Source organism: Halosimplex litoreum, from assembly GCF_016065055.1.
Taxonomy (GTDB): Archaea; Halobacteriota; Halobacteria; order Halobacteriales; family Haloarculaceae; genus Halosimplex; species Halosimplex litoreum.
In genome coordinates this window covers 3,588,951-3,614,379 of record NZ_CP065856.1, presented here as the reverse complement: position 1 = coordinate 3,614,379, position 25,429 = coordinate 3,588,951, and the positions used below count along the sequence as shown (strand labels likewise).

General features: G+C 70.0%; 27 protein-coding genes and 1 tRNA gene. 10 read left to right on the top strand and 18 right to left on the bottom strand.

Features of this window, described 5'->3' with window-relative positions:
* Positions 1-35 precede the first annotated feature (35 nt).
* Both I7X12_RS17945 and I7X12_RS17940 read right to left on the bottom strand, forming a co-directional pair.
* Positions 36-1,055, bottom strand: a complete 1,020-nt coding sequence (locus tag I7X12_RS17945) for a hypothetical protein (RefSeq protein ID WP_198061389.1) — start codon at positions 1,053-1,055, stop codon at positions 36-38.
* Positions 1,056-1,149: 94 nt separating this feature from the next.
* Positions 1,150-1,647, bottom strand: coding sequence for a helix-turn-helix domain-containing protein (locus I7X12_RS17940; protein WP_198061388.1), 498 nt, complete (start codon positions 1,645-1,647; stop codon positions 1,150-1,152).
* A gap of 222 nt (positions 1,648-1,869) precedes the next feature.
* On the opposite strand from I7X12_RS17940, the gene I7X12_RS17935 reads away from it, so the two are divergent.
* Positions 1,870-1,954: transfer RNA gene (locus I7X12_RS17935), tRNA-Leu, on the top strand.
* A gap of 838 nt (positions 1,955-2,792) precedes the next feature.
* On the opposite strand, the gene I7X12_RS17930 is transcribed toward I7X12_RS17935, so the two are convergent.
* The 5 genes from I7X12_RS17930 to I7X12_RS17910 all read right to left on the bottom strand — a co-directional run bounded on the left by I7X12_RS17930 (position 2,793) and on the right by I7X12_RS17910 (position 7,164).
* Positions 2,793-4,055 (bottom strand): MFS transporter, encoded by a 1,263-nt coding sequence (locus I7X12_RS17930; RefSeq protein WP_198061387.1) that lies wholly within the window; start codon positions 4,053-4,055, stop codon positions 2,793-2,795.
* Between the two features lie 183 nt (positions 4,056-4,238).
* Complete coding sequence (locus I7X12_RS17925) at positions 4,239-5,708, bottom strand: DUF4397 domain-containing protein (RefSeq protein ID WP_198061386.1); 1,470 nt, start codon at positions 5,706-5,708, stop codon at positions 4,239-4,241.
* A 155-nt stretch (positions 5,709-5,863) separates the two neighbouring features.
* On the bottom strand, positions 5,864-6,166 hold the full coding sequence (locus I7X12_RS17920; protein ID WP_198061385.1) for a hypothetical protein: 303 nt from the start codon (positions 6,164-6,166) through the stop codon (positions 5,864-5,866).
* A gap of 55 nt (positions 6,167-6,221) precedes the next feature.
* Positions 6,222-6,497, bottom strand: coding sequence for an ArsR/SmtB family transcription factor (locus tag I7X12_RS17915; RefSeq protein ID WP_198061384.1), 276 nt, complete (start codon positions 6,495-6,497; stop codon positions 6,222-6,224).
* A 79-nt stretch (positions 6,498-6,576) separates the two neighbouring features.
* Positions 6,577-7,164 (bottom strand): response regulator, encoded by a 588-nt coding sequence (locus tag I7X12_RS17910; RefSeq protein ID WP_198061383.1) that lies wholly within the window; start codon positions 7,162-7,164, stop codon positions 6,577-6,579.
* 420 nt (positions 7,165-7,584) lie between these two features.
* On the opposite strand from I7X12_RS17910, the gene I7X12_RS17905 reads away from it, so the two are divergent.
* Positions 7,585-7,776, top strand: coding sequence for a XapX domain-containing protein (locus I7X12_RS17905; RefSeq protein WP_198061382.1), 192 nt, complete (start codon positions 7,585-7,587; stop codon positions 7,774-7,776).
* Between the two features lie 42 nt (positions 7,777-7,818).
* Here the strand turns inward: I7X12_RS17905 and purF are convergent, their stop codons facing one another.
* From purF to I7X12_RS17865, 8 genes are all read right to left on the bottom strand, one after another.
* On the bottom strand, positions 7,819-9,246 hold the full coding sequence (gene purF, locus I7X12_RS17900; RefSeq protein WP_198061381.1) for an amidophosphoribosyltransferase: 1,428 nt from the start codon (positions 9,244-9,246) through the stop codon (positions 7,819-7,821).
* Between the two features lie 3 nt (positions 9,247-9,249).
* The gene (locus I7X12_RS17895) at positions 9,250-9,423 is read right to left on the bottom strand and encodes a 50S ribosomal protein L37e (RefSeq protein ID WP_198061380.1); all 174 of its coding nucleotides are present in this window, start codon (positions 9,421-9,423) and stop codon (positions 9,250-9,252) included.
* Positions 9,420-9,605 (bottom strand): LSM domain-containing protein, encoded by a 186-nt coding sequence (locus tag I7X12_RS17890; protein WP_198061379.1) that lies wholly within the window; start codon positions 9,603-9,605, stop codon positions 9,420-9,422. Before I7X12_RS17890 ends, I7X12_RS17895 begins: the two co-directional genes overlap by 4 nt.
* Positions 9,606-9,696: 91 nt before the next feature.
* The gene (locus I7X12_RS17885; RefSeq protein WP_198061378.1) at positions 9,697-10,764 is read right to left on the bottom strand and encodes a M20/M25/M40 family metallo-hydrolase; all 1,068 of its coding nucleotides are present in this window, start codon (positions 10,762-10,764) and stop codon (positions 9,697-9,699) included.
* Between the two features lie 84 nt (positions 10,765-10,848).
* Positions 10,849-11,985, bottom strand: a complete 1,137-nt coding sequence (locus tag I7X12_RS17880; RefSeq protein ID WP_198061377.1) for a Gfo/Idh/MocA family protein — start codon at positions 11,983-11,985, stop codon at positions 10,849-10,851.
* Between the two features lie 77 nt (positions 11,986-12,062).
* Positions 12,063-12,515, bottom strand: a complete 453-nt coding sequence (locus I7X12_RS17875) for a hypothetical protein (protein ID WP_198061376.1) — start codon at positions 12,513-12,515, stop codon at positions 12,063-12,065.
* Positions 12,512-13,897, bottom strand: a complete 1,386-nt coding sequence (locus I7X12_RS17870) for a cryptochrome/photolyase family protein (protein ID WP_198061375.1) — start codon at positions 13,895-13,897, stop codon at positions 12,512-12,514. Before I7X12_RS17870 ends, I7X12_RS17875 begins: the two co-directional genes overlap by 4 nt.
* A gap of 86 nt (positions 13,898-13,983) precedes the next feature.
* Positions 13,984-15,159, bottom strand: coding sequence for a mandelate racemase family protein (locus tag I7X12_RS17865; RefSeq protein WP_198061374.1), 1,176 nt, complete (start codon positions 15,157-15,159; stop codon positions 13,984-13,986).
* A 182-nt stretch (positions 15,160-15,341) separates the two neighbouring features.
* Between I7X12_RS17865 and I7X12_RS17860 the strand changes: the two genes are divergently transcribed.
* From I7X12_RS17860 to I7X12_RS17845, 4 genes are all read left to right on the top strand, one after another.
* The gene (locus tag I7X12_RS17860; RefSeq protein WP_198061373.1) at positions 15,342-15,794 is read left to right on the top strand and encodes a hypothetical protein; all 453 of its coding nucleotides are present in this window, start codon (positions 15,342-15,344) and stop codon (positions 15,792-15,794) included.
* Between the two features lie 105 nt (positions 15,795-15,899).
* Positions 15,900-16,589, top strand: a complete 690-nt coding sequence (locus tag I7X12_RS17855; RefSeq protein ID WP_198061372.1) for a helix-turn-helix domain-containing protein — start codon at positions 15,900-15,902, stop codon at positions 16,587-16,589.
* A 120-nt stretch (positions 16,590-16,709) separates the two neighbouring features.
* Positions 16,710-17,024 carry a hypothetical protein gene (locus I7X12_RS17850; protein WP_198063946.1) on the top strand — a complete coding sequence of 105 codons (315 nt, stop codon included), beginning with the start codon at positions 16,710-16,712 and terminating at the stop codon, positions 17,022-17,024.
* Between the two features lie 47 nt (positions 17,025-17,071).
* Complete coding sequence (locus I7X12_RS17845; protein ID WP_198061371.1) at positions 17,072-18,022, top strand: zinc-dependent metalloprotease; 951 nt, start codon at positions 17,072-17,074, stop codon at positions 18,020-18,022.
* 34 nt (positions 18,023-18,056) lie between these two features.
* On the opposite strand, the gene I7X12_RS17840 is transcribed toward I7X12_RS17845, so the two are convergent.
* Genes I7X12_RS17840 through I7X12_RS17830 form a run of 3 tightly spaced genes read right to left on the bottom strand, consistent with a single transcriptional unit; the run spans position 18,057 to position 19,484 of the window.
* Complete coding sequence (locus tag I7X12_RS17840) at positions 18,057-18,443, bottom strand: hypothetical protein (RefSeq protein WP_198061370.1); 387 nt, start codon at positions 18,441-18,443, stop codon at positions 18,057-18,059.
* A 37-nt stretch (positions 18,444-18,480) separates the two neighbouring features.
* Positions 18,481-18,933, bottom strand: a complete 453-nt coding sequence (locus I7X12_RS17835; RefSeq protein ID WP_198061369.1) for a hypothetical protein — start codon at positions 18,931-18,933, stop codon at positions 18,481-18,483.
* Positions 18,933-19,484, bottom strand: a complete 552-nt coding sequence (locus tag I7X12_RS17830) for a hypothetical protein (protein ID WP_198061368.1) — start codon at positions 19,482-19,484, stop codon at positions 18,933-18,935. The genes I7X12_RS17835 and I7X12_RS17830 overlap by 1 nt, the downstream gene beginning before the upstream one ends.
* Before the next feature lie 186 nt (positions 19,485-19,670).
* On the opposite strand from I7X12_RS17830, the gene I7X12_RS17825 reads away from it, so the two are divergent.
* Genes I7X12_RS17825 through I7X12_RS17810 form a run of 4 tightly spaced genes read left to right on the top strand, consistent with a single transcriptional unit; the run spans position 19,671 to position 25,405 of the window.
* Positions 19,671-21,812, top strand: a complete 2,142-nt coding sequence (locus tag I7X12_RS17825) for a DUF4129 domain-containing protein (protein WP_198061367.1) — start codon at positions 19,671-19,673, stop codon at positions 21,810-21,812.
* A complete protein-coding gene (locus I7X12_RS17820) occupies positions 21,809-22,687 on the top strand; it encodes a DUF7269 family protein (protein WP_198061366.1) in 879 nt (292 codons plus the stop codon). The genes I7X12_RS17825 and I7X12_RS17820 overlap by 4 nt, the downstream gene beginning before the upstream one ends.
* Positions 22,680-23,984 (top strand): DUF58 domain-containing protein, encoded by a 1,305-nt coding sequence (locus I7X12_RS17815; protein WP_198061365.1) that lies wholly within the window; start codon positions 22,680-22,682, stop codon positions 23,982-23,984. The genes I7X12_RS17820 and I7X12_RS17815 overlap by 8 nt, the downstream gene beginning before the upstream one ends.
* The gene (locus I7X12_RS17810) at positions 23,984-25,405 is read left to right on the top strand and encodes a DUF7519 family protein (protein WP_198061364.1); all 1,422 of its coding nucleotides are present in this window, start codon (positions 23,984-23,986) and stop codon (positions 25,403-25,405) included. The genes I7X12_RS17815 and I7X12_RS17810 overlap by 1 nt, the downstream gene beginning before the upstream one ends.
* Positions 25,406-25,429: the final 24 nt, after the last annotated feature.

Below are 25,429 nucleotides of genomic sequence, written 5' to 3'. Positions count from 1 at the left end.
CGGCGGCAAAAATTGCGCGGCCGGTGGCGCAGTGGTCAGGGACTGGTCGGACAGTTGACGGCCGGGGCGTTCAGCTCGACCGGGGGCTCGGTCCGGCTGGTGTTGTACTCGCTGTAGTCGTAGGTGTCCGAGACGGCCACCTGACCGTTGACGTAGATCCGGTTGTTGTAGCCGGCGACCACGTCGATGATCTTGAGTCGGCTCCCCGAGCAGCCGGGTTTGAAGACCATGTAGATGTCGTTGGTCGGTTCCGTCGAGCTATCGGTGATCGGATCGATCTCGTTGGTGCTCCCGGTATCCTGAATCGTGTAGGCGTCCTTTCCGTAGGCCTTGTCGGGGTCGTCCGTCCAGTTCAGGCCGCCGGCGTTACCCGTCTTGTGGACGTTGTCCGTCATCACGATGACCCAGACCGGCGGTGGAACGCCCTCGATCGATTTGTCGTACTTCCGGATGTAGTGGAACTGGTTGGTGACCGGGATCTTGCCCACGTCGCTCACGTACGAACCGCCGAAGTTGTCGTCGTCGGGACCGTCGGGGTCGATCTCGATACCGAAGGTGAACTCGGGCTGGACGCGCACCTTGTCGAGGCCCGTCTGATCCTCGATGTAGGCGTACTCGAACTTCTCCGGGAGGGCCCTGATACGTTCACAGGAGAGGCCCCGTTCCATCCGGTAGTCCCGAACCGGGTAGGTCGTCTCGCCTTCCTTCGAGACGATCTCGATGTGGTCGCCGGGGTAGAGACACGTGAACTCCAGGGGCTCGTGGCCGTCCCACCGATAGACACGGTTGTCGTTGACCTCCAGAACGTACGTCGAGTCCTCGTTTCGCAGCGTGTCGGGCGAGATCCGCAGCGAGTCGTTCCCGCTCTCCAGAAACTGTACGTCGAAGGTCCCGACGCCGTGAACTTGCGCGCTGTCCTGGGTCGACCGCGCCAGATCGGTCGTCGTCACGGTGACGAGCGTCGCCAACAACACGACGATGACGACCATGAGCGTCACACCGACCGGTGTCGATACCCCGAGTACTCCGCTCTCGCCGTCGGCTGTGTCGAACATACCACTCCCCCCTACTGAAAACAGCCACACACGTCAGCTATTTATGCCCTTCGAGGGACTTCTCGCGCTGAAAACACCGGCCGGTCGCCGACGGTCACTCCCCGTCGACCAGCCGAACGTCGAGTTCGGCTTCCAGGGCGCCGATGAGCGACCCGCCGACGTTCGCCTGAGTCGCGCGTCCCTGCTCGACGGCGAGGACGTCGGATTCCGCTGCGTCGACGGCTTCGGCGAGCTCGCCGGTCTGGAGGCCGGCGTCCTGGCGAGCCGCGACGAGCACGTCGCCGTAGTCGCTGACGAGATACGGGAGCTGGTCGTCGTCGTAATCGGCGCCGTCCTCCCAGTGGGAGGCGTCGGCCTGGGCGGCGTCCTGCATGCGAGCCGCGTTCTGTGCCGCCTGCCGTTTTCGGTCGCGCCCGTCGTCGCCGCCGTCGGACCCCCCACCAGGCGTCTCGTCGTGCTGGACGCACTCCGAGCAGACGCTGAGCGTCGCCCCGGCGACGCTCGCGGTCTGTAGATCCACGTTCTCCGCGCCGCAGAGTTCGCAACTGTCGCTGGCGCTGGAGCCGGCGCCACCGGTCGAGTACTTGGCCATGCTGGGGGTAGTGGAGCCCCCCTATTTGAATGGCCCGTTTTCCCTCGTCGGGATGACCTGACAGTCCGCCGGAATCGCCACCCGGAAACGGCCACGGTGCGAGTGGGTCGTCGACGGGCCGACGGGAGCGTGGGGTCGTCACACATCGAGCGGCGAAACCGACAGTGATTTTAATGCCCCTCGGGAATGAACGAATGCGGAAAACCGCAAGAGCAGACGAGTGCGTGGGTAGCCAAGCCAGGCCAACGGCGCAGCGTTGAGGGCGCTGTCCCGTAGGGGTCCGCCGGTTCAAATCCGGTCCCACGCACTACCAGTCCGCCCACGGCGGACGACAGTGCAGGTGCATCCCTCAGGGAGTCACGCGAGCGCAGCGAGCGTGACGTCGATGGACCGGTGAGCGAAGCGAATCCGGTCCATCGGAACTGCACCCACGCAAACTTCCTACCGAAGCGAATCGACGAGCCACAGGTATCCCCACGGTTCCCGAACTGTGGGCGGCAGTGCAGGTGCATCCCTCAGGGAGTCACGCGAGCGCAGCGAGCGTGACGTCGATGGACCGGTGAGCGAAGCGAATCCGGTCCATCGGAACTGCACCCACGCAAACTTCCTACCGAAGCGAATCGACGAGCCACAGGTATCCCCACGGTTCCCGAACTGTGGGCGGCAGTGCAGGTGCATCCCTCAGGGAGTCACGCGAGCGCAGCGAGCGTGACGTCGATGGACCGGTGAGCGAAGCGAATCCGGTCCATCGGAACTGCACCCACGCAAACTTCCTACCGAAGCGAATCGACGAGCCACAGGTATCCCCACGGTTCCCGAACTGTGGACGACAGTGCAGGTGCATCCCTCAGGGAGTCACGCGAGCGCAGCGAGCGTGACGTCGATGGACCGGTGAGCGAAGCGAATCCGGTCCATCGGAACTGCACCCACGCAAACTTCCTACCGAAGCGAATCGACGAGCCACAGGTATCCCCACGGTTCCCGAACTGTGGGCGGCAGTGCAGGTGCATCCCTCAGGGAGTCACGCGAGCGCAGCGAGCGTGACGTCGATGGACCGGTGAGCGAAGCGAATCCGGTCCATCGGAACTGCACCCACGCAAACTTCCTACCGAAGCGAATCGACGAGCGACGGCCGTCTCGGTCGGTCACTCTCCGCGCACGACCAGCGACAGCGCCAGCGCCAGCGCCGCGGCCGCGAAGCCGGCCAGCACCACGAACAGCAGCCACGTCGAGCCGTAGGTGAGCACCCACCCGGTAATAGAGGCACCGACCGCGCCGATCCCGAAGATGGCGAGGTACGTGTAGCCGAACGAGAGGCCACGGTGTTCCGGCGGCGAGTACTTCGCGATCGTCGCCTGGGAGAGCGGCTGCATGCCGAACAGCACGAACCCGAGGGCGCCGCTGACCGCGAGCAGCGCCGGCAGCGAGCCCGAGGCCGGAACGAACAGGAGCGCGATCGCGACCAACAGGGTCAACGCGACCACGAGACCACGCTCGGGTTCGACGGCGTCGGTGAGGCGACCGCCGACGTACTGGCCCCCGATACCGACGGCGAGGAGGCCGGCGTAGAGGTATCGCGAGCGGTCGAACTCCCCGGCGGCCGGCCCCTCGGAGAACGGACCGAGCGACCGGGCGGCCGACCCGACCAGCGGTTCGAGGAAGTCGCTCAGGAGATCTGGGAGGAACGTCAACATCCCGCGATAGTACAGGCCGTTGAACAGCACGAGCGCGAAGACGGTCAGGAAGCCGACGGTGAACACGGCCCGCGAGGCCGTCAGGAACTCCGTGAGCGACCCGATGTCGGTTTCGGGCGCGTCACCACCGTCGGCGGCCGCTTCCCGCCCACCGACCGCGGCGGTCTCGTCGAACTCCGCGCGGAGGCCGGCCACGGTCGCGACGAACGCGGGGACCGCGAGCACGGCGACGGCGACCCGCCAGTCGGCGACGACGAGGAGGAGCGCGGTGAGGAAGGGACCGGCGACGATCCCGACGTTGCCGGCCATCCCGTGGTAGGCGAAGGCGGCGCCCCGTTCCTCGACGCCCTTGCTGATGAGCGTCAGGCCCGCGGGGTGGTAGACGCTGGCCGCGATCCCCCACAGAGCGAGCGCGACGGCGATACCGGCGACCCCCGGGAGCACGCCCAACAGCAGAAAGGATAGCCCCATCCCGAACGTGCAGCCGACGACCAGCGTTCGCGAGCCGAAACGGTCGACGAGCAGGCCCGCCGGGAGCGCGCCGACGCCGAACAGTCCGTACCCGACGGCCACGACGGTTCCCAGCGTCGCCGAAGTGACCGGGAACTCGACGATCCAGACGGTCAACAGGATCGGAACGGCCAGTTCGTAGGTGTGGACCAGCCCGTGGGCGGCCATCGCGAAGCCGGTGATAGCCCGGTCGTTGCGGTTCATCGCACTCGCGGTCCTCCGTCGGTTTCCGCCGTCATCTCACTCGGACCGACGGGCGCCCGTCTCAATGCGATTTCCCTTCGAGAAACGAGGTCTACGGGGGGATCGAGCTTGCGGTTCCGAAGCGGACCGCGACCGCGTCCGACCGATCGGTCCCGTGGGGCGGGCCCCGAACTGTGCGAGTCGTCAGTAACTCGCGTCCTGAACGACGTTGAGATCGAAGCTCTCGTCGACGGGTTCGTCGTCGGGGGTCAGGTAGCCCTGAGCGAAGGCGGTGTAGACGGTGCCGCCGTTGAGCGACACGTCGTAGTCGGCGACGATATCGCCGTCGTTGGAGTCGGTGTCGCCGCGGATCTGGACGGTGTAGTCGTTGGCTTCGACGGTGGTGTAGCCGGACTCTCCGAAGGCGACCCCGTCGAACAGTACCACGTCGCCGCCGGCGGCGGTCACGTCGACCGCGGGCGCGTCGGGCGAGCCGTGGACGACGCGGAGCCGCGACATGTCTCCCCCGGGGTCACTGTTGTCGTCTTCGAGGACGAGCGGCTGGAACTCGGTGTCCTCGCTCGTCAGCTCGCCCGCGGCGACGATCGTGTAGTCGCCGGTGCCGACGGTGACCGGCCCCTCGAAAGCGACGGTGTCGGCGTCGCCCGCGGCGGTGATCGTGACGGTCCGCTCGCCGCTGGGCACGGACATGTAGTCGCTGACGGCGCCGAAGGGCACGTCCGAGAGCGCCTGGCTGTCGTCGACGTACACGTCCACGTTCGGGGCGTCCGGGGACATGTGCGCGACCCGGACCGACCCGGTCTCGACCAGGCCACCGCCGCCCGCGCCCGAGTCGACGGCGAACGTCAGGTCGAACGGCCCCTCGGCGTCCTCGTCGCCGGGCGTGAGGTAGCCGCCGGCGAAACCGGTGTAGACGGTGCCGCCGGTGAGTTCGACGGAGTACTCGGCGACGATATCGCCGTCGTTGGAGTCGGTATCGCCGCGGACGCCCAGCGTGTAGGTTCCCGCGGGTACCTCGACGTACCCGGACTCGCCGAACGGGACGCCGTCGAACAGGACGGTGTCGCCGCCGGCGGCGGTCACGTCGACCGCCGGTGCGTCGGGCGAGGCGTGGACGAGGCGGACCCGGGCCATGTCCGACCCGACGTCGCTGTTGTCGTCTTCGAGGACGAGCGGCCGGAACTCGCTGTCCTCGCTGGAGAGTTCGCCGATCGCGGCGATGGTGTAGTCGGTGTCGGCTTCGACGGTCACCTCGCCCTCGAAGGCGACGGTGTCGGCGTCGCCCGCGGCGGTGATCGTGACGGTATGGGTCCCGGCGGGCAGCTCCAGGTAGTCGCTGATCGCGCGGAACGGCACGTCAGAGAGGGTCTCGCTGTCGTTGACGTACACGTCGACGTTCGGGGCGTCGGGCGAGAAGTGGGCCACGCGGACGTTCGCGGTACCACCCATCCCGGAGTCGGTCTCCGTGTCGGTGCCCATGCCGTCGCCCATGGCGTCGGTATCGGTGTCCATCCCGCCGTCCATGGCGTCGGTCTCCTCGTCGTCGTCGGCTTCGGTGTCGGTGGATCCCCCGTCCGATCCACAGCCGGCGAGGCCGACCGCGGCCGATGCACCGAGCGCTGCGAGCAGGTCGCGTCGCGTCTTGCGTGTCATCGCTAGAAGCCCAGGAAACGAGCGACGTGAAGATTTTCCGACGTGACACCGTACCCACGCCCGGGAGTCACCCAAATTCGTTCGAACTCCGTGTCGGATCGCGGTCGACGACGCGGTCAGTGACCCGGTGGGCCCGCGAACCCGCGGTTCCCCGCTCAGTCCCAGGTGACCCAGGCGAGAAAGAGGATGGCGGCGAGTTCGAGGATCTGGACGAAGGTCATGGCGCGGCCGGCGACGGGGGCCGCCGAGCGCAACAGGTTCGCCACCTCCGGGTCGATCACGTAGTAGTAGACCGACAGGCAGTTCTCGGCCAGCAACAGGAGGCCAAAGACGAGCAGGCCCAGCGGGTGCTTCGACCGGAACTCCAGGTAGTTGCGGGCCCAGATGCCGACGAGTGCGACCAGGAGGACGACGTTCAGGGTCGCGGCCGCGCTCGCGGCGTCCAGCCAGAGACTCATCCGTTCCTCCCTTGTCCGCCCCGCCGAATATACGTGTTCCTAATTTCGACCATACTCACTCGACCCGTTCGAAGATCTCCTGGACGGTTCCCCAGTTGGCCCGGACCCGGTCGGTCGGCAGGTAGACGGCGCCGTAGTCGTCGCCGCTCTTGTCGACGATGTCGTTGTCCAGCAACACGTCGAGGTGGTGCCTGACGGTCTTGTAGTCCAGATCGAGGTCGTCGGCCAGCTGGTGTGCGTTGCGGGGCCGCTCGTCGATCGCCTGGAGGATCCTGATCCGGTTTCGCCCCCCGCGCGTCCCGGTGAGCACGTACCACAGGGTCCCCTCCATTACCAGTCCGCTACGGAGCGGACGCCGTAAGCGTACCGGAGTCGACGGGACCGGACGACGCCGCCTGGACGGCTTCACGTCACTCGGTGAGCGCCCCGGCATCGCTCGTGTCGACGATGTCCCGCGTCTCTCCCGAGACGACCCCCTCCAGGCGTTCGGTCTCGATCCCGAGCGACTCCCGCTGTTCGGCCAGGCGCTCCTCGACCCGCTGGTAGGGCTCGCTGTCGGCGAGTTCCGCCTCGTCGACGCGCGCTTCGAGCGTCGCCTTCTTCGACGCGAGCGCGAGAAAACCCCTTAGAGCGTCGTCGTAGGTGGCCCGTCGGTGCATCTCCTCGACGACGGCGAGCAGTTCCGGCCGACCGATCGGCTTGACGACGTACTCGTCGAACGGCAGGTCGACGACGTCGACCGCCGGGTCGACCGCCGTCACCATCACGACCCGACAGTCAAGCACCCGCTCCTCGATCCGCGCGAGCACCTCCTCGCCCGATAGCCCCGGCATCCGCCGGTCGAGCAGGACCACGTCGACCCCGGGACCGACCGCGTCCAGTGCCGCCTCACCGTCGTAGACGGCTTCGACCGCGTACTCGTCGGTCAGAAACGCCGCGTACGTGTCCGCGACGACCCGGTTGTCGTCGACGACCAGCACCGCCGGCTCCGTGGTCATCGCCACCGCCCCCACCTCGACCCGTCGTCGGTCGGTCGTTCGGGCCTCATCGTCCGTTCGTTCGTCAGTTCGCGCAAATAGGTTGCCCCCTCGTTCACAGAATTGATATCCGGGGCGGGGCCGGGAAGACGGCTCGATACGTCACCGGACAGCCACGCTCTCGCTTCTTCGCGGCGTATATCATCTGAAAAACTAACCAAAATCAAAATCGATATTTTTTGCACAAGCTTTATTATGGGTCGGCCGATATTCGTAGTTGCGGCACCAGTTCGGTGCCAACCCACCCACCCACCCCCACACCCACCCCACCTTTCTGCGGGAGTTACCTACACAGCGATAGCACCAGCGGCGATCCGTCGCGTGGAGGCTGTCCGACAGCGTGTCGAAACTCCTGAGTAGCGAGTCACTGTACGGAGTGCCATGGTGTCGGCCACTACCGCGGCTCTCGCCCTGCTGACGGGGTTTCTGACCGGTGCAGTCTTCCGATTCCTGAACGTCCCGATCCCGGCGCCCCCGAACGCAGCCGGCGTGCTGGGAGTCGTCGGGATCTACCTGGGGTACGTCGTCCTCGACCACTTCGACGTGGGAATCGACCTACTCGGGTACGTCTGACCCGGAACGAAACGCGGCGACGGGCCGAAGGCGGGTGAAACGTCAGTCGTCGGCCGAGGAGTGCCCGACGACCGGTCGGGTGACCTCGCGGTCGGTCCGTTCTCCTTCGATGTCGTAGGGATACTCGCCGGTGACACAGCCCAGACACAGGTCCGAGTCGGACGTGCCGAGCGCGTCGGCGATGGCCTCGATGGAGAGATACGACAGCGAGTCCGCCTGGATCTCCTCGCGGATCTCCTCGACGGACCTGTCCGCCGCGATGAGTTCGTCGCGGCTGGCCATGTCGATGCCCATGTAACAGGGCGCGACGATCGGCGGCGCGCCGATGCGGACGTGGACCTCCTCGGCGCCGGCCTCGTAGAGCAACTCCACGAGCTGCGAGGAGGTCGTCCCGCGGACGATGGAGTCGTCGATGACCGTGACGGTCTTGCCCTCGACCGTGCTCTTGATCGGGTTGAGCTTGAGCCGGACGGCCCGCTCGCGTTCGTCCTGTGTCGGCATGATGAACGTGCGCCCGACGTAGCGGTTCTTCATCAGCCCCTCTGCGAAGTCGACGCCCTCGGGCGCGGCGTCGGCGTAGCCCGAAGCGAACGCCCGCCCCGAGTCGGGCACGGGCATCACCACGTCGGTCTCGATGCCCGATTCTTCCCACAGCGCGCCGCCCAGGTCACGGCGAACCTCGTAGACGAGTTCGTCGTCGATGACCGAGTCCGGCCGCGCGAAGTAGACGTGTTCGAAAAAGCAGTGAGCGGTCTGTTCGGTCTCGACGAGCTGGTAGGTGTCGAAGCCGCTGCCGTCGTCGTGGAGCACGACGAGTTCACCCGGCCGCACGTCCCGGACGAGTTCGCCGTCCAGCGTGTCGATCGCCGCGCTCTCGGAGGCGAGCACGTAGCCGTCGTCGAGTTCACCGATACACAGTGGTCGGTTGCCCTGCGGGTCTCGCACGCCCAGGACCGTCTCGTCGTGGGTGATCGTCAGCGAATAGGAGCCGTGGATCCGGCTCATCGTCCGTTTGACCGCCCGGACAAGGTCCTCTTCGAGGAGATTGCGAGCGAGGTCGTGGGCGATCACTTCGGTGTCGCCGTCGGAGGTGAAGGCGTGGCCCAGCGCGGCGAGTTCCTCACGGATCTCCGCGGTGTTGATCAAGTTGCCGTTGTGGGCGAGGCCGAGCGAGCCACTCTTGAACGAGACCGAGAACGGCTGCGCACAGCAGTTGTTGACCGACCCCGAGGTGGGGTAGCGGACGTGGCCGATGCCGTTCGAGCCGTTGAGCGAGTCCAGGTCGGACTCGTCGAAAACGTCGCCGACCAGTCCCATCTCGACGTGTTCGTACTGCTGGAAGCCGTCGTGGGTGACGATCCCGGCCGATTCCTGGCCGCGGTGCTGGAGGGCGTAGAGCGAATAGTAGAGGGGGCGGGCGACGTCTCGGTCGGCGGTAGAGATGCCGACAACGCCGCACTTCTCGTGCATTCCTTACTCGCCCGCTTTGTCCTGCCAGGCGTAGTCCCGTCGCTTGGCCGACTCGCCGAACCCGCAGGACGCACAGACTTTGTTCTTGGAGTGATACGATTTCTCACCGCACCGACGACACTTGACGTGTGTCGTGGTGTTTTTCTTCCCCTGACTCGGGGTTCCTGCACCAGTCATGGGTTGATCGAGACGACGTTGTCGCCGCGTATAATCGTTGTGTCTTGGTCGTCCTCGAGAACCAGATTCATGTGCTGGTCGTAGCCCGAGAGCTCACCGACGTACTCCTCGCCGCCCTTCAGACGGACCGTGACCTCCTCGCCGAGCGAGGCCTCGAGCACGTCCAGCGGTCGTCCACTCATACCCGAACTGCCTGCCGTCGCGTGCATAAACGTACCGCTTGCCCAATCGGACCGAGGGCCCGCACGGTCTCCGCCGGTGACCCGGCCGCGCTCAGATGTCCACGCCGAACGGGGCGTGCGAGTCGGCCGCGGCGCCGACCGCACCGAGGAGGTCCGCCGTCGCGTTCAGGTCGTCGGCGTCGATCACCTCGACAGGGGTGTGCATGTACCGGTTGGGGACGCCCAGGCTGAGCGTCGGCGTGCCCCCGCGTGCGGTGTAGAAGGCGTCCGCGTCCGTCCCCGTCCGACTCCCGGTCGCTTCGAGTTGCACGTCGATCCCCTGGTCGTCGGCCGCCTCGCGGACGGCCGCGACCACCGCGGGGTGGTTCACGCTCCCACGAGCGACCACGGGCCCTCCGCCGAGTTCGACGCCGGTCGACTGCTTCCCGGGTACCCCCGGGGAGTCCGTCGCGTGGGTCACGTCGCAGGCGATAACCGCGTCGGGGTCCAGGTCGAACCCGACCATCTCGGCGCCCCGGAGCCCGACCTCCTCCTGGACCGTGCTGACCGCGTACACCGTCGCGTCCGCCCCGGCCTCGACGGCCCGGCGCAACCCCTCCGCAGCCGCCCAGATCCCGACCCGGTTGTCCATCCCACGAGCGGTCAGCCGACCGTCTTCGAGTTCCCGGACGCGCTGGACGAAGGTGATCGGGTCGCCCACCTCGACGAGGTCCGCGGCGGCCTCGCCGTCTTCGACGCCGATGTCGACGCACTGTTCGGCGATGTCCGGCGCCGAGTCGTCGTCGCGGTCACGGAGGTGGATCGCCGTCTGGCCGACGACTCCCTCGACGGGCCCGCCGTCGGTGTGGACGGTGACGTGCTGACCCTGGGTGACCGTGTTGTCCGAGCCGCCGACGCGACCGATCGAGAGGAAGCCGTCGTCGGTGACTTCGCGGACGACGAACCCGATCTCGTCGCCGTGACCCGCGAACGCGACCGACGCGTCTGCGTCGTCGCGTCCCTCGTGAACCGCGACGGCGTTGCCGTACTCGTCGACTTCGACGTCGTCGGCGAACGATTCGACGTACTCGACCCACACGCGCTGGCCCGGGACCTCGTAGCCCGACGGGCTCGCCGTCGAGAGCAGGTCCTCCAGAAACGCCCTGTGTTCTCGCTCCATGCCGTGACGTTCGTGCGAACGCGCTTGAATCGTGTGACTGGCGGACGAGCGAGCGGTCGACGCGACGGGCGAACCGAGCCACGCCTACCACGACGTGATCTCGGCGTCGCGAAGCGGGCGGTCGAGCGGGATCGACACCTGTCCGCCGGTGTAATGCGAGAGGTAGAAGCCGACGATGATCTCCAGCGACCGGGTCGCCTCGCGGCCGGTCGAGCGGTTCTCGGCGGTCCCGTCCAGCAACTCCTCGACGTGGCTGGCGGCGTTGGGGAACGCTCGCTCGTAGTCGTCGTCCCACGTCCAGGCGCCCTCGATACCGTAGTCGGCCAGGTCCGCCTCGACGTGGTCGCCCTCCGCCAACCGCCAGTAGCGCCACTCGCCGTCGTCGTTGTTGAGATACAGCTTACCCTCGGTCCCGACGAACTGCATCGTCATCGAGGAGTCCGCCCGCGGGATCGTGCAGTCGACGGTCGCGAACGTGCCGTCGTCCATGACGACGAAGCCGCCGCCGCCGGCGTCGTCGACCGCGGGAGCCGTCCCGGCCGCCTCGCCCGCACCGTCGCCACCCGCCAGCGTGTCGATGGCCTCGTTCTCGCCGGTGATGTACCCCGAGACCCGCTCGGCCCGGGCGTCCAGCAGCGAGACGAGCATGTCCAGCAGGTGCGTCGAGTTGCGCAACAGTTCCATCCGGAACTGCATCGACACCGCGTGTACCTCCCCGAGGAGCCCCTCCTCGCGGACGAGTTCGCGGAGCCGCTCCTGTTTCTCGGTGAACCGGAAGGAGTGGTTGACGAGCAACTCGGTGTCGGTCTCCTCGCAGGCCTCGACCATCTCCTCGGCGTCCGTGACGGAGGCGGCGATCGGCTTCTCGCACCAGATCACCTCGGGGTCGGCCGCCGAGCGGGCCGCGTCGACGACGTGGTCGCGGTGGAGAAAAGAGGGCGTACACACCGAGACGGCGTCCAGATCCTCGGCGTCGAGCATCGCCTCGTGGCCGACGTAGCGCCGTTCGGTCGGGACGTCCCAGGCGTCGCCGAAACGGTCGAGCTTGTCCTCGTCGACGTCGGCGACTGCGACCAGCTCGACGTCGTCGGTGGCCGCGTAGCCGCCGGCGTGGCTGGCCGTGAACTTCTTCTCGCCGATGTCCGCCTCGTCGTGCATCCCGAGGATACCGAGTCCGGCGATGCCACCGGCCCCGACGATACCCGCGCGGTAGGCTGCCATGGCTACCGCATCGGCCGGCGGGGACTTGGCTGTTGCCCGGCGGTCGGCCGGTTCGTGGCCCGCGGTTCGCCGGCCACTCAGCGGGAGTCGTCGCGCTCGGTCAGGTCAGACAGGCCGGTCGCACCGTCGAGGTCGCCGACCGTGCAGTACCACGCGCCGCGGAGGCCGTTCACGTCGTTCTCGATCGGGTTCGCCAGCGCTTCGAGGTGTCCCAGTTCGAAGACCACGACGGCGTCGGTGTCGACGAACGGGTCGATCGTCGCCAGCCAGTCGCGCTCCGAGAGCGGCCCGGGGTCGCCCCGCCGCTGGTCGACTCGCTCGGTCACGCGAGCGACGTGTGTGACCGCCGAGACTGGTGCGGTCCGGTAGAACGCAACGTGATCGAACGGTTCGTCGACCCGGTCGTACGAGGCCGGTGCCGGGTAGAACCCCTCGCGACAGCGCTCGAAGGTCGCCGGTCGTGTCGCGACCACACAGACGCGCGCGTCCGCCGACGCCTCGGCCAGCACGGATCCGCCCGCCTCCGTCATCGCTTCCCCAGCGCCCGCTCGAAGACACGCTGGGCGCGCTCGTAGCCTTCGTTGCGGTCGACGATCGGGTCGGGATAGTCGGGCGCCAACTCCTCGCGCTCGGCGGCGGGAAGCGTCGGCCAGTCGACCACCTTCCCGGCCGGCACGTTCCGAAGCTCCGGGACGTACGCCTTCACGAACGTCGCTCCGTCGTCGTACTTGCTCAGCTGGCTCACGGGGTCGAAGATGCGGACGTCCACGGAATCGGTGCCCGTGGAGGCGATCCACTGCCAGTTGCCCGAGTTCGACGCTGGGTCGTGGTCGACCAGCTGGGCGGCGAAGTGGGCCAGCCCTTTCCGCCAGTCTACCAGCAGGTGCTTCGTGAGAAAGGAGGCGACGACCTGGCGCGGCCGGTTGTGGATATACCCTTCCTCGCGGAGCTGGCGCATCCCAGCGTCGACGAGCGGATAGCCCGTCTCGCCGCGCTTCCAGGCCTCGAACTCGTCGGGGTCGTCGCGCCACTCGATCTCGTTGGGGATCGACTTGTAGTTCGCCACCGGCAGGTCGGGGTTGTAGTACAGCAGGTGGTAGTTCTGCTCGCGCCAGGACAGTTCGTAGCGGTACTTCTGAACGTTGCGCTGCTCGGTGCCCGAGACCGAGTCGTGGATCTCCGTCGCGTCGCGCCACAGCTCGCGGATCCCGATCATCCCCGCGGCGATGTACGGCGACATGCGCGAGACCGCCTGGGTCGGCCGCTCGACCGCCAGCGGGAGGTCGTCGCGAGTGTCGTTGTAGCTGTAGATCCCATCCTGCAGAAAGGCGTCGTAGCGCTCGCGGGCCGCGTCGGAGCCCGCTTCCGGGAGGTCGATGTCCGCGTCGGGCACCGGAACGGTCTCCCCGCTGTCTAATTCTGCCAGGTCGTCGGCCTCGAGCGCCGGTGCGGGCGCGGACTTCGGCACCTGCTGCCAGTCGTTGTGGAACTGGCTGTGGTTCGGGTACCGGTCGTCGAGGCGGCCGGGGTCGACGAGCACCAGATCCGTCTCGCCGACGGTGTCGAGGCCCGCCCGATCGCAGACCGCCTCGACGCGCTGCTGGCGTTCGCGACGGGCGGGGCGGTAGTGGTCGTTGTAGACGACGGTGTCGGCCCCGAACTCGTCGGCGACTTCGGGCAGTACCTCGCTCGGGGAGCCCGTCCGCACCACGAGGTCCCCGCCGCGCTCGCGGTAGGCCTCGTGAAGCCGTCGCACACCGCGCATGAAGAAGGCGCGCTGACGACGCCCGACGTGTTCGAGGAAGTCGGTGTCGTAGACGAACACGGGGACGACCGGGCCGTCCGCGGCGGCGGTCGCCAGCCCGCGGTTGTCCCGCAGTCGCAGGTCGCGCTGGTGCCAGAACAGTCGCATGGGTCCGCTCAGGCCGACGGCGGCTTAGTGGCTTCGACGGCGGCGACGGGGACGGGGCCGGCGACGGTGGTCGGGCCGAGCCTCCGCTACTCGTAGACGTGGACGCTTCCGGTCGCGTTGGCCTCGATGTAGTCCCAGTCGTACTCGACGCCGAGGCCGGGGCCGTCGGGGACGGGGACGGTGCCCTCGTCGTCGACGCTGTCGAGTTGGTCCTCGTAGTTGCCGGCGTAGACCGGCGGCGTCGTGTTGGGCGCGTCGGGATGCACGAGCGCCATCTCGTAGTAGTTGGAGTTGCGGACGGCGGCCATGCAGTGCCGTTGGGCGGGGCCCGGCGCGTGGAACTCCACGTCGAGGCCGTGACCCTCGGCGACACGGGCGCGTTTCATCGCGCCGGTGATCCCGCCGTCGTACTCGGGGTCGGCGCGGACGAAGTCGGTCGCCTCGGCGTCGATGAAGTCGGTAAACGGTTCCAAGCCGCGGACGTGCTCGGTCTGGAGGATCGGCGTGTCGAGCTGCTGGCGGAGCTTGCGGTGGGCGTGCTGTGAGATGCCGCCGTCGCGGTAGGGGTCCTCGTACCAGAAGAAGTCCTGCTCGTCGAGCGCCCGACCGAGTTCCAGGGCGTCGGCTAGCGTCTCCAGTTCGCAGGCCGGGTCGTGCATCAGGTCCATCTCGTCGCCGACGCGCTCGCCGACGGCGTGGACGGCGTCGATCTCGCGGTCGAGGTCACGGGAGCCGTCGCTGCCGCCCCAGCCGTGGATCTTGAAGCCGGGGTAGCCCAGATCCAGACACTCCTCGGCGAAGTCGGCGAAGTCCTCGGGGGTTTCGAGACCGCCGTTCTCGTCGCCGTGATAGGTCGAGGCGTAGGCGGGCAGCCGTTCGCGGTAGGTGCCGAGGAGTTCGTGGATCGGCGCGTCGTAGTACTTGCCGGCGAAGTCCCACAGCGCGATGTCGACCGGGCCGATGCCCATGCGGTCGTACTTGCGTAAGGCGCGTTTGATCTCCGACCAGTGTTTCTCGCGAGCGAGGGGGTTCTTCCCGACGAGGTAGTCGGCGAAGGTGTTGATCTGGGCGGCACCGGGGGAGTTGCCGCCGACGTACTCGCCGGTGATCCCCGCGTCGGTGTGGACGGTGACGGCGAACAGCTTACGCTCGACGCTCTCGCCGGGTTCGTAGACGAGGTTGAACCCGTGCTGGTCGGTCCCCATCTCGGGGATCTCGTAGGCGAACTCCACGCTCTCGATCTTGGTGATCTCCGGGGCCATATCGACCGTGGGACGGGATCGCTCAAGTAGTCCCGGGGTCGACACCGCCCAACGGGGACCGTCACCGCCGCGCCGAGCGCGCGGGGGCACGGCGTCGCGCCGCACGGGCGGTCCGACGGCCGCGACCGGCTCGCCCAACACGTTGGGCACAGGCTGACCCGTGGCGGGCGCGACCGTCGAGTATGAGCGAGAGAACGCGACAGTCGTCCGAACGCGCCGACGAGGGACTGTCCCTGCGGTCGTACTTGCTATTCGGGCTCGCGACGCTGCTGGGGCTGGCCCACCACGTCGACCACGTGATCCGCGGGAACCACGTGGGCTGGCCGATCACGCCGGAAGTGAACCCGTTCACCTACAGTCTCGCCGTCTACCCGCTGGTCGCGGTCGGGTTCCTGTTGTCGGTGACCGGTCGCGAGAGCGTTCGCTACTGGACGACCGTGATGGTACTCGGCGCCGGGATGCTCGTCTTCTTTCACCTGAGTCCGTGGGCGGTCGAACCGCCGACGGACGTGATCCTCCCCTACGCCGACCCGATGTGGGGGTACGTCGCGTTCGCGGTCCTGCTCGCGCTGATCGGCGTCGTCCTCGCGGGCGCCGGCCACGCGCTCGTCCTGTGGCGCCGCGGGGTCGAGTGACCGACCGCGCCGCGGGACCGGTCGACAGCGACACCGACCGCCCCGTTCGCCTCCCGGCGCGCGGCGGACCCGGATTTATGTGGACCCGCCCGTCACTCGGGATATGTGCCGTCGACCGACGAGAACGCGGGAGAACCGCCCGTCCGCGGCGTGGAGGTCGCGCCGATGATCCGGGCTCGGATCCGGATGGCGCTGCCCGGTGACGTCTGGGTCGGGGAGGTGTCGCAGGCGTTTTCGGACGCGACTTTCCGGCTCCTCACCGGCGTCCCGCTGGACGACCGGACGCTGGAACTCGGCGAGATACTGGCGGTCGACCCCGAGAGCGCCCTCGACGGGCTCCGCGAGCATCCGGACGTGGTCTCGTCGGCCCCGCTGTACACCGGTTCCGACCGGGCGCTGGTCAGGTACGAGACGCGCGAGCAGGGGCTGTTCGAGTTCCTCGGCGACTCCGCGCTCACGCCGGAGTTTCCGGTCGTCGTCGAGGACGGCTCGATCGAGTTCACCGTCACGGCGACGCGGGCGCAGTTCGACGCGTTCGGCGACCGCCTCGACGCCGCGGACCGGCGGTACGACCTCCTCTCCGTGGTTCACGGCGACGACCGCTCGGCGGTGCTGACCGACCGCCAGCGCGAGACGCTGCTGGTCGCGCTCCGGGAAGGGTACTTCGCGGTCCCGCGCGAGTGTACCCTCGCGGAGGTGGCCGACGCCATGGGCGTCGACAAGTCCTCGACCAGCGAGACAGTCCGTCGAGCCGTCGAACGCGTCCTCGACTGGTTCCTCGCCGAGGCGCGGTAACGCCGCTGCATCGCCTCCCCAGGGCCACCGCGCGGGCCCCGTCCGCCGGCGTGTCGTCGGGATCCCCCGCCACGGGTATGCCGGGGAAACCACTATCTGGCCCGTCGTCGAACGTCATCCATGGCGAAGTTCACGCTCCTGGAGATCCACCTCGACGGCGCCGAGTTCACCGCCAACGCACCGTACAGCGAGGGCGAGCCCGACGACGACACCGGATTCGGCGGCCTCCCGTTCGGGGAGGACGAGGGCGACGAGACGGCGGAGACGGCGAGCGACGAGGACGGGACCAACCCCTTCGGGATCGTCCTCACCTTCGCCGGGATGATCCTCGCAGTCGTCGCGCTCCGGCGGTTGCTCGGCGGGTCGGGCGAGCCGGTCCTCGACGAGTCGGCGGGCGAGGAGGCCGAGAGCGGCGGGCTCCGGGCGCGCCTCTGAGGACGGGCGGGGAGAAGGCCTATCCCGTCGGATGACGTGGGTCAGGTATGGGACTGTACGAGAGCGTCCGGGCGGTCACGACGGCGTCGGGGGACGGGCCGGTCGACTGGGCCGCCGTCGCCGACGCCGCGAAGGCCTCGACCGACCCCGGGTCGATCGCGCTCACACGCGAGGAGGAGGCCGCCTACGCGGCCGACGTGCGCGACGCTCGCGACCGCGTGCGGTCGGTCGGCGCCGTGGAGTTCGACCTGCCGGAGGTCGTCGAGATCCAGAACCGCCACCACTGGGTCGACGCCAACGTCGCCACCTTCGAGCGGGTCATGCGCCCGCTCGAAGAACAGGTGACGATGTTCCCCGGCGCCAGCCGGGTCGTCAACACCGGGACGATGAGCGTCGCCCTGGCCTTCCTCGGCAACAACGTCCTCGGGCAGTACGACCCCCTGCTGCTCGCCGAGGGCGACGACCACGCGCTGTATTTCGTCCACCCGAACATCGAGACGGTGGCCGACGCCCTCGACGCCGATTTCGACCGCTTCCGCCGCTGGATCGCCTTCCACGAAGTGGCCCACGCCGCCGAGTTCGGCGCCGCCCCCTGGCTGTCCGAGCACCTCGAAACGACGATGGAGGAGGCCGTCGCGGCGCTCGGCGAGGGGAGCCTCGACCGCGACGCCCTGCAGGGTCTGGACACCACGATGACGGCCGTCGAGGGCTACGCCGAGCTCGTCATGGACCGGGCGTTCGACGACGAGTACGCCGACCTCCGCGAGAAAGTCGAAGCGCGCCGTCGCGGCCGCGGCCCCCTCTCCCGGGTGATGCGCCGGTTACTCGGCCTCGGTATGAAACGACGTCAGTACGAACGCGGGAAGGCCTTCTTCGACGTCGTCGCCGACGAGCGAGGCGTCGCCGGCGCCGCCACCGTCTGGGAGTCGCCCGAGACCCTCCCCACGGACGCCGAACTCGACGACCCGACGCTGTGGCTCGCTCGCGTCGCCGAGTGAGGCCGCAGAACCGTCTTCACGCCGTGTCGTCCCGTCAGCGCCGTCCGTAATCGTCCGAGCGCGACCGAGACCGGCGGGACTCGCCGGCACCGTCACCCCGGCCGCTTTCGCGTTCGGGGTCGGTACCGCCGCGTCGGCTGCCCTCGGCGTCCGAGGTACCGTCACCGCCGTCGGTGAAGGGGTTCTCGCGGTCGAGGCGCTCGCGCTGACGGTCGGCCGGCGCGGGGCCGGTCGGGACGACGTACTGCGCCAGCGGGTAGCCGACGAGTAGCCCGAGGACGACGGCGCCCAGGGTCTGGACCGCGGTCGTCTCTATCTGCAGCGTGATCAACCCGCCCGACAGCCCCACCAGTAACGTCGTCCCGTAGACGACCCGGCGGTTGAACGCCGAGCGCTCCTCGGCCGAGATCGGACCGACCATCAGCGCTCACCTCCCGAGCGTCGAGTCGTCCGGTCCATCAGAGATCCCTCGCCGTGCTGACGTGCATCGAGACGAACTGCCACCGGTCGTCGCTTCCGTCGTCGGCCGTGTCGTCGTTTCCGTCGTCTCTCCCTTCGGTCGGGGACGCGATCCCCTCGTCGGACACCTCGCGGGGTTCGAGCGTGCCGCTCCAGCGGGTGTCGAACTCGTAGCGGATGCGCCGGTCGGTGTCGGTCCAGGCCAGCGAGACGCGGTCGCCGAACCAGGCGTGACTCTCGCGCTCGGTGACCCGCAAGTCCCGACTGTCGACGCTCCAGTCGGTCGTGTGCTCGCTCTGGTCGCGCAGGCCGTCGGCGACGGTCTCGCCGCCGACGAGTCGCTCGGAGATGCCGACCTTGACCGCGCCGTCGACCGGGGCGAAGAAGGGGGCCAGCGGCTCGCCGCTGCGGAGCGCGTCGTAGTAGGTCCGGACCCGGTCGGCGGCGCTCATCACTGGAACCCTCTGTCGACGTTCTCGTCGATCAGGTCGTCGAGTTCGGAGTCGAGCAGCTGCTCGGCCTCCTCGAACGTGTCGGCCAGGTCCTCGACCCGGTCGGGGCGGCCGTACTGGTCGTACTCCATCGGGCCGTAGGCCGGCGAGTCGAGCGTGTCCATCACGTCCTCGAACAGGGCGTCGGGCGTCGTCGGCGCGTCGGCGTGGGCCTGGACGACCTCCTCCAGTTCGGTCGCGGCGTCCTCGGCGGCCGCTTCGTCCTCCATCGGCTGCTGGACGCCGAACATCCCGCCGTCGCCCGGTTCCTCGGGGAACAGCGGGTCCAGATCGTCGTCGATCTTGCGTGCGACCTCTGCGCCGACCCCCTGCACCTCGTAGGGGTTTCTCGCGTAGGTCTTGACCTGGAACACCCCCACCGAGGGGTGCCCGAAGTACAGATCCTCCCCGATACCGCTCGCGCGGTCGCCGCCGGCCGCGCGCCAGCCGCCGGGGTCGGCGTCGCTCTCCACGACGTCTTCCAGGATGTCCTGCCAGTCGCGCACGCGCATGTCGGTCGCGGGTAGGTGCCCCCGGTGAATGAAGGCATCGGTCCCGGCCGTCCGCCCGACGGTTCGCGGCCCCGCGGCGACTCCCGCGACCGGACGATTCATAGTCGGGGGAACCTGACAGGTGTACAACTACCCGGCGACCGCGGCGGCGGCCGCGCCCGCGGTGCCGGTCGAGAGGGCCAGACCGTGTCAGAGAGCGAACCGACGGACGGGACCGGCCGCGGCGAAGCCGCAGGTGTCGACCGCCGTCAGGCCGCGCTCGTCGGGCTCTGTCTGATCGGGCTCGTCGTCGCCGCGTTCGTCGCACCGGTCTCGCCGGACGGTGGCGGGTTCGACCCGGGACGCGAATCGAACGACGACGGTGGCGGTGGACGCGACGGCGGTGGGAGCGGTGGCGGCAACGGAGGCGGCGAGGACGACGGGGACGGTGTCGAGGAGCCGCTGCCGATACCGGGCGACGACGGGGCCCCGATCGAGCGGGGGTGCGGCGTCGTCGTCGAGGACGATCCGGTCCCGGGCGACGTCGTCTCCGTGCGGGTCTACGACGACCTGCGACCGGCGCCCGACGTGTCCGTCTGGTTCGGCGACCGCTTCGTCGGCCGGACCGACCGGGCCGGTCGCGTCGACGGCCGCGTGCCGTACACGCGCCAGCTGAACGTCACCGTCCGGCTGCCCGGGGAGGACTGCGAGTTCTTCCGACCGCCGACCGACGACGAGGGGGACGGCCCCGTCGAGCTGTCCGTCGGAGCCGGCGCGAGGTCGGTCGACCGCGTCGGGTGGGCGGCGGTCGGCGCCCACCGCGGAGCGCACGGGGTCGGCCCGAACTCCGGCGTGAGACAGCGGACGGGCGACGGGAACGACACCGGCGGCTACGCGGTCGACGGAGCGGTGAACGTCTCGGTCGTCGGCGACCCCTACCCCGGCACGAACGTGACCGTCCGCGCCGCGATCGAGGGGATTCCAGTTGGTCGCGCGGCCGTGACCGTCGGCGGGGAGCGGGTCGGGCGGACGACCGCCGAGGGACGCTACGAACTCGCAGTCCCGGCCGACGCGGCCGAGCTGTCGGTGACTGTCGAGCGCGGCGACTTCTCGGGCTCGCGGACTATCGACGTGTGGGAACTCGAGGCCGCGATCGTCCCCCAGGAAGGACTGCCCGTCCCCGGCGAGCCGGCGCTGGTGGCCGCCGCCGCGGGCCCGGACCCCGCGACCGACGCCCGGGTCGCAATCGACGGGTCGCGGCTGGGATCGACCGACCGAAACGGCACGGTGGCTCTCGTGCTCCCCGCCGACCCCCGTGGGACGGTCGTCGTCGAGACCGACCGCCAGTCGGCGACGGTGCCGCTGTGGACCGCCTACGCGTCGACGATGCTCGGGGGCGGACTCGTGCTGTTCGGGGGGATCGTCGCGACGGGGGCCGCCGCACGGGTTCGCGATCGAACTGCCGCACGACGCATCGCGACGTGGTGGGTCGCACTCGTCGCCCTGTTCGTCGGCTTCGCCGTCGGCGAGGGGGTCGGGCTGCTCGCGACTGGCACTCTCGTCGGTCTCGTGGCAGCGGTTCGACATCGGCGAGCGGTCGCGGCGGGCGGCCGGACGGTCGCGGAGCGGTCGAGCGGATTCACAGCGTGGACACGCCGCGCGGCGCTCGCGGTCGCCGACGGCGTCGCGGCGGGGCTCGACCGACTCGCGGCGCTGCTCGGCCGACTCGCGAGTCGCGTCGCCGACCTCCCCCTGTCGCTCCGGGCGATCGCCGCCCGTCTCTGGGGGTGGTTCCGGGCGCTCCCCGGTCGGGTGCGACGGTGGATCGCGGTTCGACTCGCGTCGGCTCGACTCACCGTCCGCCGCGTCGCGGCCGCCCTGCTCGCGGCCGGACTGCTCGCGGCGCTCACGCGCCTGTTCGGGCCCCTCGGGTTCCTCGGCGGACTCGTCGCGCTCTGGATCGCCGCCGTCGCGTACCGCCGGTTGACTCGAGAGGTGCCCGACACCGACGACGGGGCCAGCGAAGGCGGGCGTTCGGCGGTCGCGACCGGTCCCAGCGCGACCGGGGACGACGGGGGCCGCCGGAAGCGGCGGTCGATCCGCGCGCTCTGGCGACGGTTCGCCAAGCGGGTCCGGCCGCGCAGGTGGCGCCAGTCGACGCCGGGCGAAGTGTCGCGGGCGGCCATCGAACGCGGGCTACCCGAGCGGCCGGTACGGGCGTTGACCGATGCCTTCCGCGAGGTCGAGTACGGCGACCGGCCGGCCGGCGACCGTGGTGACCGCGCCCGTGAGGCCTTCGAGTCTATCGACCGCGAGCGTGAACGTGAACGGGAGGAGGACGAACCGTGAACCGCTGGCTCGCGGGACTGGTTGGCGTCGCCGGGATCGGCGCGATCGGCGTGGGGCTCGTGCTCGCGGTCACGCTGACGCCGGTGTCGGCCTCCGACGCGGGCGGGGGTGCGCTCCTCCTCGTGGTGACCGGTCTCGGCCTCGCGGCGGGCAAACTCTACCGGTCGGGCGCCGACGGGGAGGCGGTCGCGCCGGCGCCCTGGGACGAGGGCGGCGGACTGGTCGACGGAACGCCCGAGGAGACGGCCGACCCCGCGGACGTGACCGGCGACGAACTCGCGGCGCTCGTGGAGCAGGCCCGCGAGCGCGCCAGGGAGTCCGAGACGGTCGAGGAGGGGTTCGCGGTCGTCCGGCCGCCGCTCCGGGACGCGCTGAGTCGGGTGCTCGCGGCCGGGGGGAGCGATACCGACGACGTCGAGGAGGCGCTCGCGACCGGTGCCTGGACGGACGACCCCGTCGCCGCGGCGGTCGTCGACGAACGGGTCGCTCTCCCCCGCCTGTCGCTCCGACAGCGCCTGCGCGCGTGGCTGTTCCCCGAGCGCGTCGTCCGCCGCGGGACGGCTCGCGCGGTCGCGGCCGTCGACGAGGCGGCCGAGCGCGAACTCCCGTCGGTCGTCGGTCGGGACGCCCCGCGAACGGTCCCGACGCTGGCGCCCGCGCTCGGCGGCCTCCAGCGTGCCGCCGACGGGCGGCTCCAGCGGTCGGGTGCGGCCGAACACGGCGAGCCCGACGACGGAGAAGATGCGGCCGGCGGCGACGCGAACGGGGCGTCGGTTCGCGGGTCCCGCTCCTCCGAGCGAGGCGACGACCTCGGGACCGAGGGTGACGCGGAGGACTCGGAGGACCTGCTCGGGGAGGTGTGGGACGATGCGTAGGCGGCGGGTCCGCTGGCGCGGGGCGGTCGCGGCGGCGCTCGTCCTCGCCGTCGCGGGGGTCTGGAACCGCAGCGCGACGCTCGTCCTCGGCGCTGCCATCCCGCTCGTGTTCGTCGCCTACGGCACGCTCTCGACGGTGGACCCGCCCGACGACCTGGCCGTCTCCCGGACCGTCGACCCGACACCGGCACCGCCGGGACGACCGGTCTCCGTCGCGCTGACTGCGACCAACGAGGGCGACCGGACGCTGTCGGACCTGCGGCTCGTCGACGGGGTGCCCGACGACCTGCAGGTCGTCGACGGGTCCCCCCGAGCGGGGGCGACGCTCGGCCCTGGCGAGTCGCGTACGGTCGAGTACACCGTCGTCGCTCGTCGCGGCGAGTACGACTTCGACTCGCCGCGGGCCCGCTTGCGGTCGGCCGGAGCCGGCATGGTCGCGACCGTCGAGCCCCAGCCGTCGGGTGACGAGCGGTTGGTCTGTCGGCTGGACGCCGACGCGCCGCCGCTGGCCGAGCGCGGCGACGACTTCGTCGGCCGGCTCACCGCCGACCGACCGGGACGGGGTGTGCAGTTTCACTCGACGCGGGAGTATCGCCACGGCGACGCCGCCGACCGTATCGACTGGCGCGGCTACGCCCAGCGGGGCGAACTCGCCACCGTCGAGTACGAGCGGTGGGTCTCGACGACGGTCGTGGTCGTCCTCGACGCCCGCGGGCGCAACCGCGTCGCCGCCGGTCCCGGACGGCCCACGGCCGTCGAACGGTCGGCCTACGCCGCCGTACGGACGGTCACCGCGCTCATGCGCGCCGGCCACGACGTGGGCTTGGCCGTCGTCGGCCGGGAGGCCAGGGGGCCGGGCGGACTAGACTGGATCGAGCCCGGCTCGGGATCGAACCACCGCTCGCGACTGACGGCGAGCGTGGAGCGCGCCGTCGAGTACGACGTGGAGACGCCGGTCGACGCGACCTACCAGTTCCGGAAGGTCGCGGAGGTAGCGGAGCCACGCGCGCAACTGCTGCTCGTCTCGCCGCTGCTCGACGGCCGGCCCGTCGAGGCCGTCGAGACGTGGGCCTCGCTCGGGCGGGCGCGGACCGTCCTCTCGCCGGACGTGGTCTCGGCGACGACCGTCGGTGGCCGGCTCGACGGGATTCGGCGGCGGACGCGGCTGGCGCGCTGTCAGTCGACCGGCGCGCGGACCGTCGACTGGCGCCGCGGGACGCCGCTGGCGCTGGCGCTGGAGTACGCGCTCGAAGTCGAAGCCAGGCGCTCGGCGGGGGCCACAGGGGGTGGCGCCTGATGCCGTTCGGTCCGCGACTCGACCGGCCCTCTGCGGTCGGCGACGAGGGCCGACCCAGGGCGACGAGCCTCGGTATCGCGGCCGCGACCGTCGTCGGCCTCGCGCTGGCGACCGGGGTCGTCGTCGGCCAGCCCACGTTCCTGACGGGCCTGGGGCTCGTGGCCGGGCTGGCGACCGCCGGCGTCGCATTGCTCGACCGGAACGGCCTCGGCGAGACGGTCGTCGGCCACCTCCTCTTTCTCCCCGGCGCGACGCTGCTGGGACTGCTCGTCGCGTTGACCCCCGGAAACCCGTTTCTCGTCGGCGGCTACGCGCTCGCATTGGTTGGGACGGCGGCCGCGTGGGCGGACGCGGCCGACGGCGAGGCGCTCGACTCGGCGCTCTCGCAGGGCATCCTCTCGTACGTCTTCGGGCTCGGCTGGCTGATCGGGGGCGGGATCGCCCTCGGCGCGGGCTATCTCGGCCGGCGCCTCGTCGACAGCACCGTCACCGCCGAGAACCCGACGGTCGCCGCCGTCGGTTTCCTGTTGCTCCTCGGCGCCGTGTTCGGTGCGGTCCGCCTCTCAGTTGGCGCGCTCCCTGTCGTCCAGCTAACCCCTCGGTCCCGCCGCGAGGCAGTTCGACGGCGTCTCGGACGGGGCAAGCGAGCGGTCGCGCTGGCCGCGGTCGTCGCCGTCGGCGTCGGACTCGTCTCGCTGGTCTTCACCGCGACCGACTCGCCCGCGCTGGCGCTCGTCCCCGGCGCGACCCCGGTCGTCGGAGTCCTCGCGTCGGCTCCGGTCGTCGGGCCGCTGTTGGCCGTCGGCGGGCTCGCGCTCCTGACGGCCGGCACCGCCGTGGCCGCCCGGCAGGTGACCCAGCGCTACGGCGAGCGGAAGACGAAGACGGTCGCGGCCGGCGTGGCCGGCGGCGGGTATCTGGTCGTACTGCTGTTGGGCGCCCTCCCGGGGGCGGCAGGGCTCTTCGTTTTCAATCCGCTCGTCGCCCTCGGCGGCGTGTTGCTCGTGCCGCTGGCGGTGCTCGTCGCCGTCGGGACGGCCCTCGTCGCCGTCCGGGTCGGCCTGTTCCCCGACCGGGTCGGCGGGCCCGCGCTCGCGGCGGTCGGGCTGGTCCTGGCGGCCGTCGGCGCCGATTCGATGGGGCTGCCCGCGCCGCTGGTGTTCGCCACCGTCGCCGGCGCGCTGGTCGTCTGGGACATCGGCTCGTTCGGGCTCGGGCTCACGGCCGAACTCGGCCACCGTCCCGACACCAGGCGGCTCGAACTGTACCACGGCGTCTTCGCCGTCGGTATCGGGGCGGTCGCGGTCCTCGGCGCGACCGCGCTGTACGCGGTTCGAACCGGTGGCGGCGGCGGTCACACCCTCGCCATGACCGCTGCCGTCGTCGGGACGCTGGTGCTCGGTGCGCTCCTCCGGGGATGAGTTCCGAACACGAACCGACTCGTA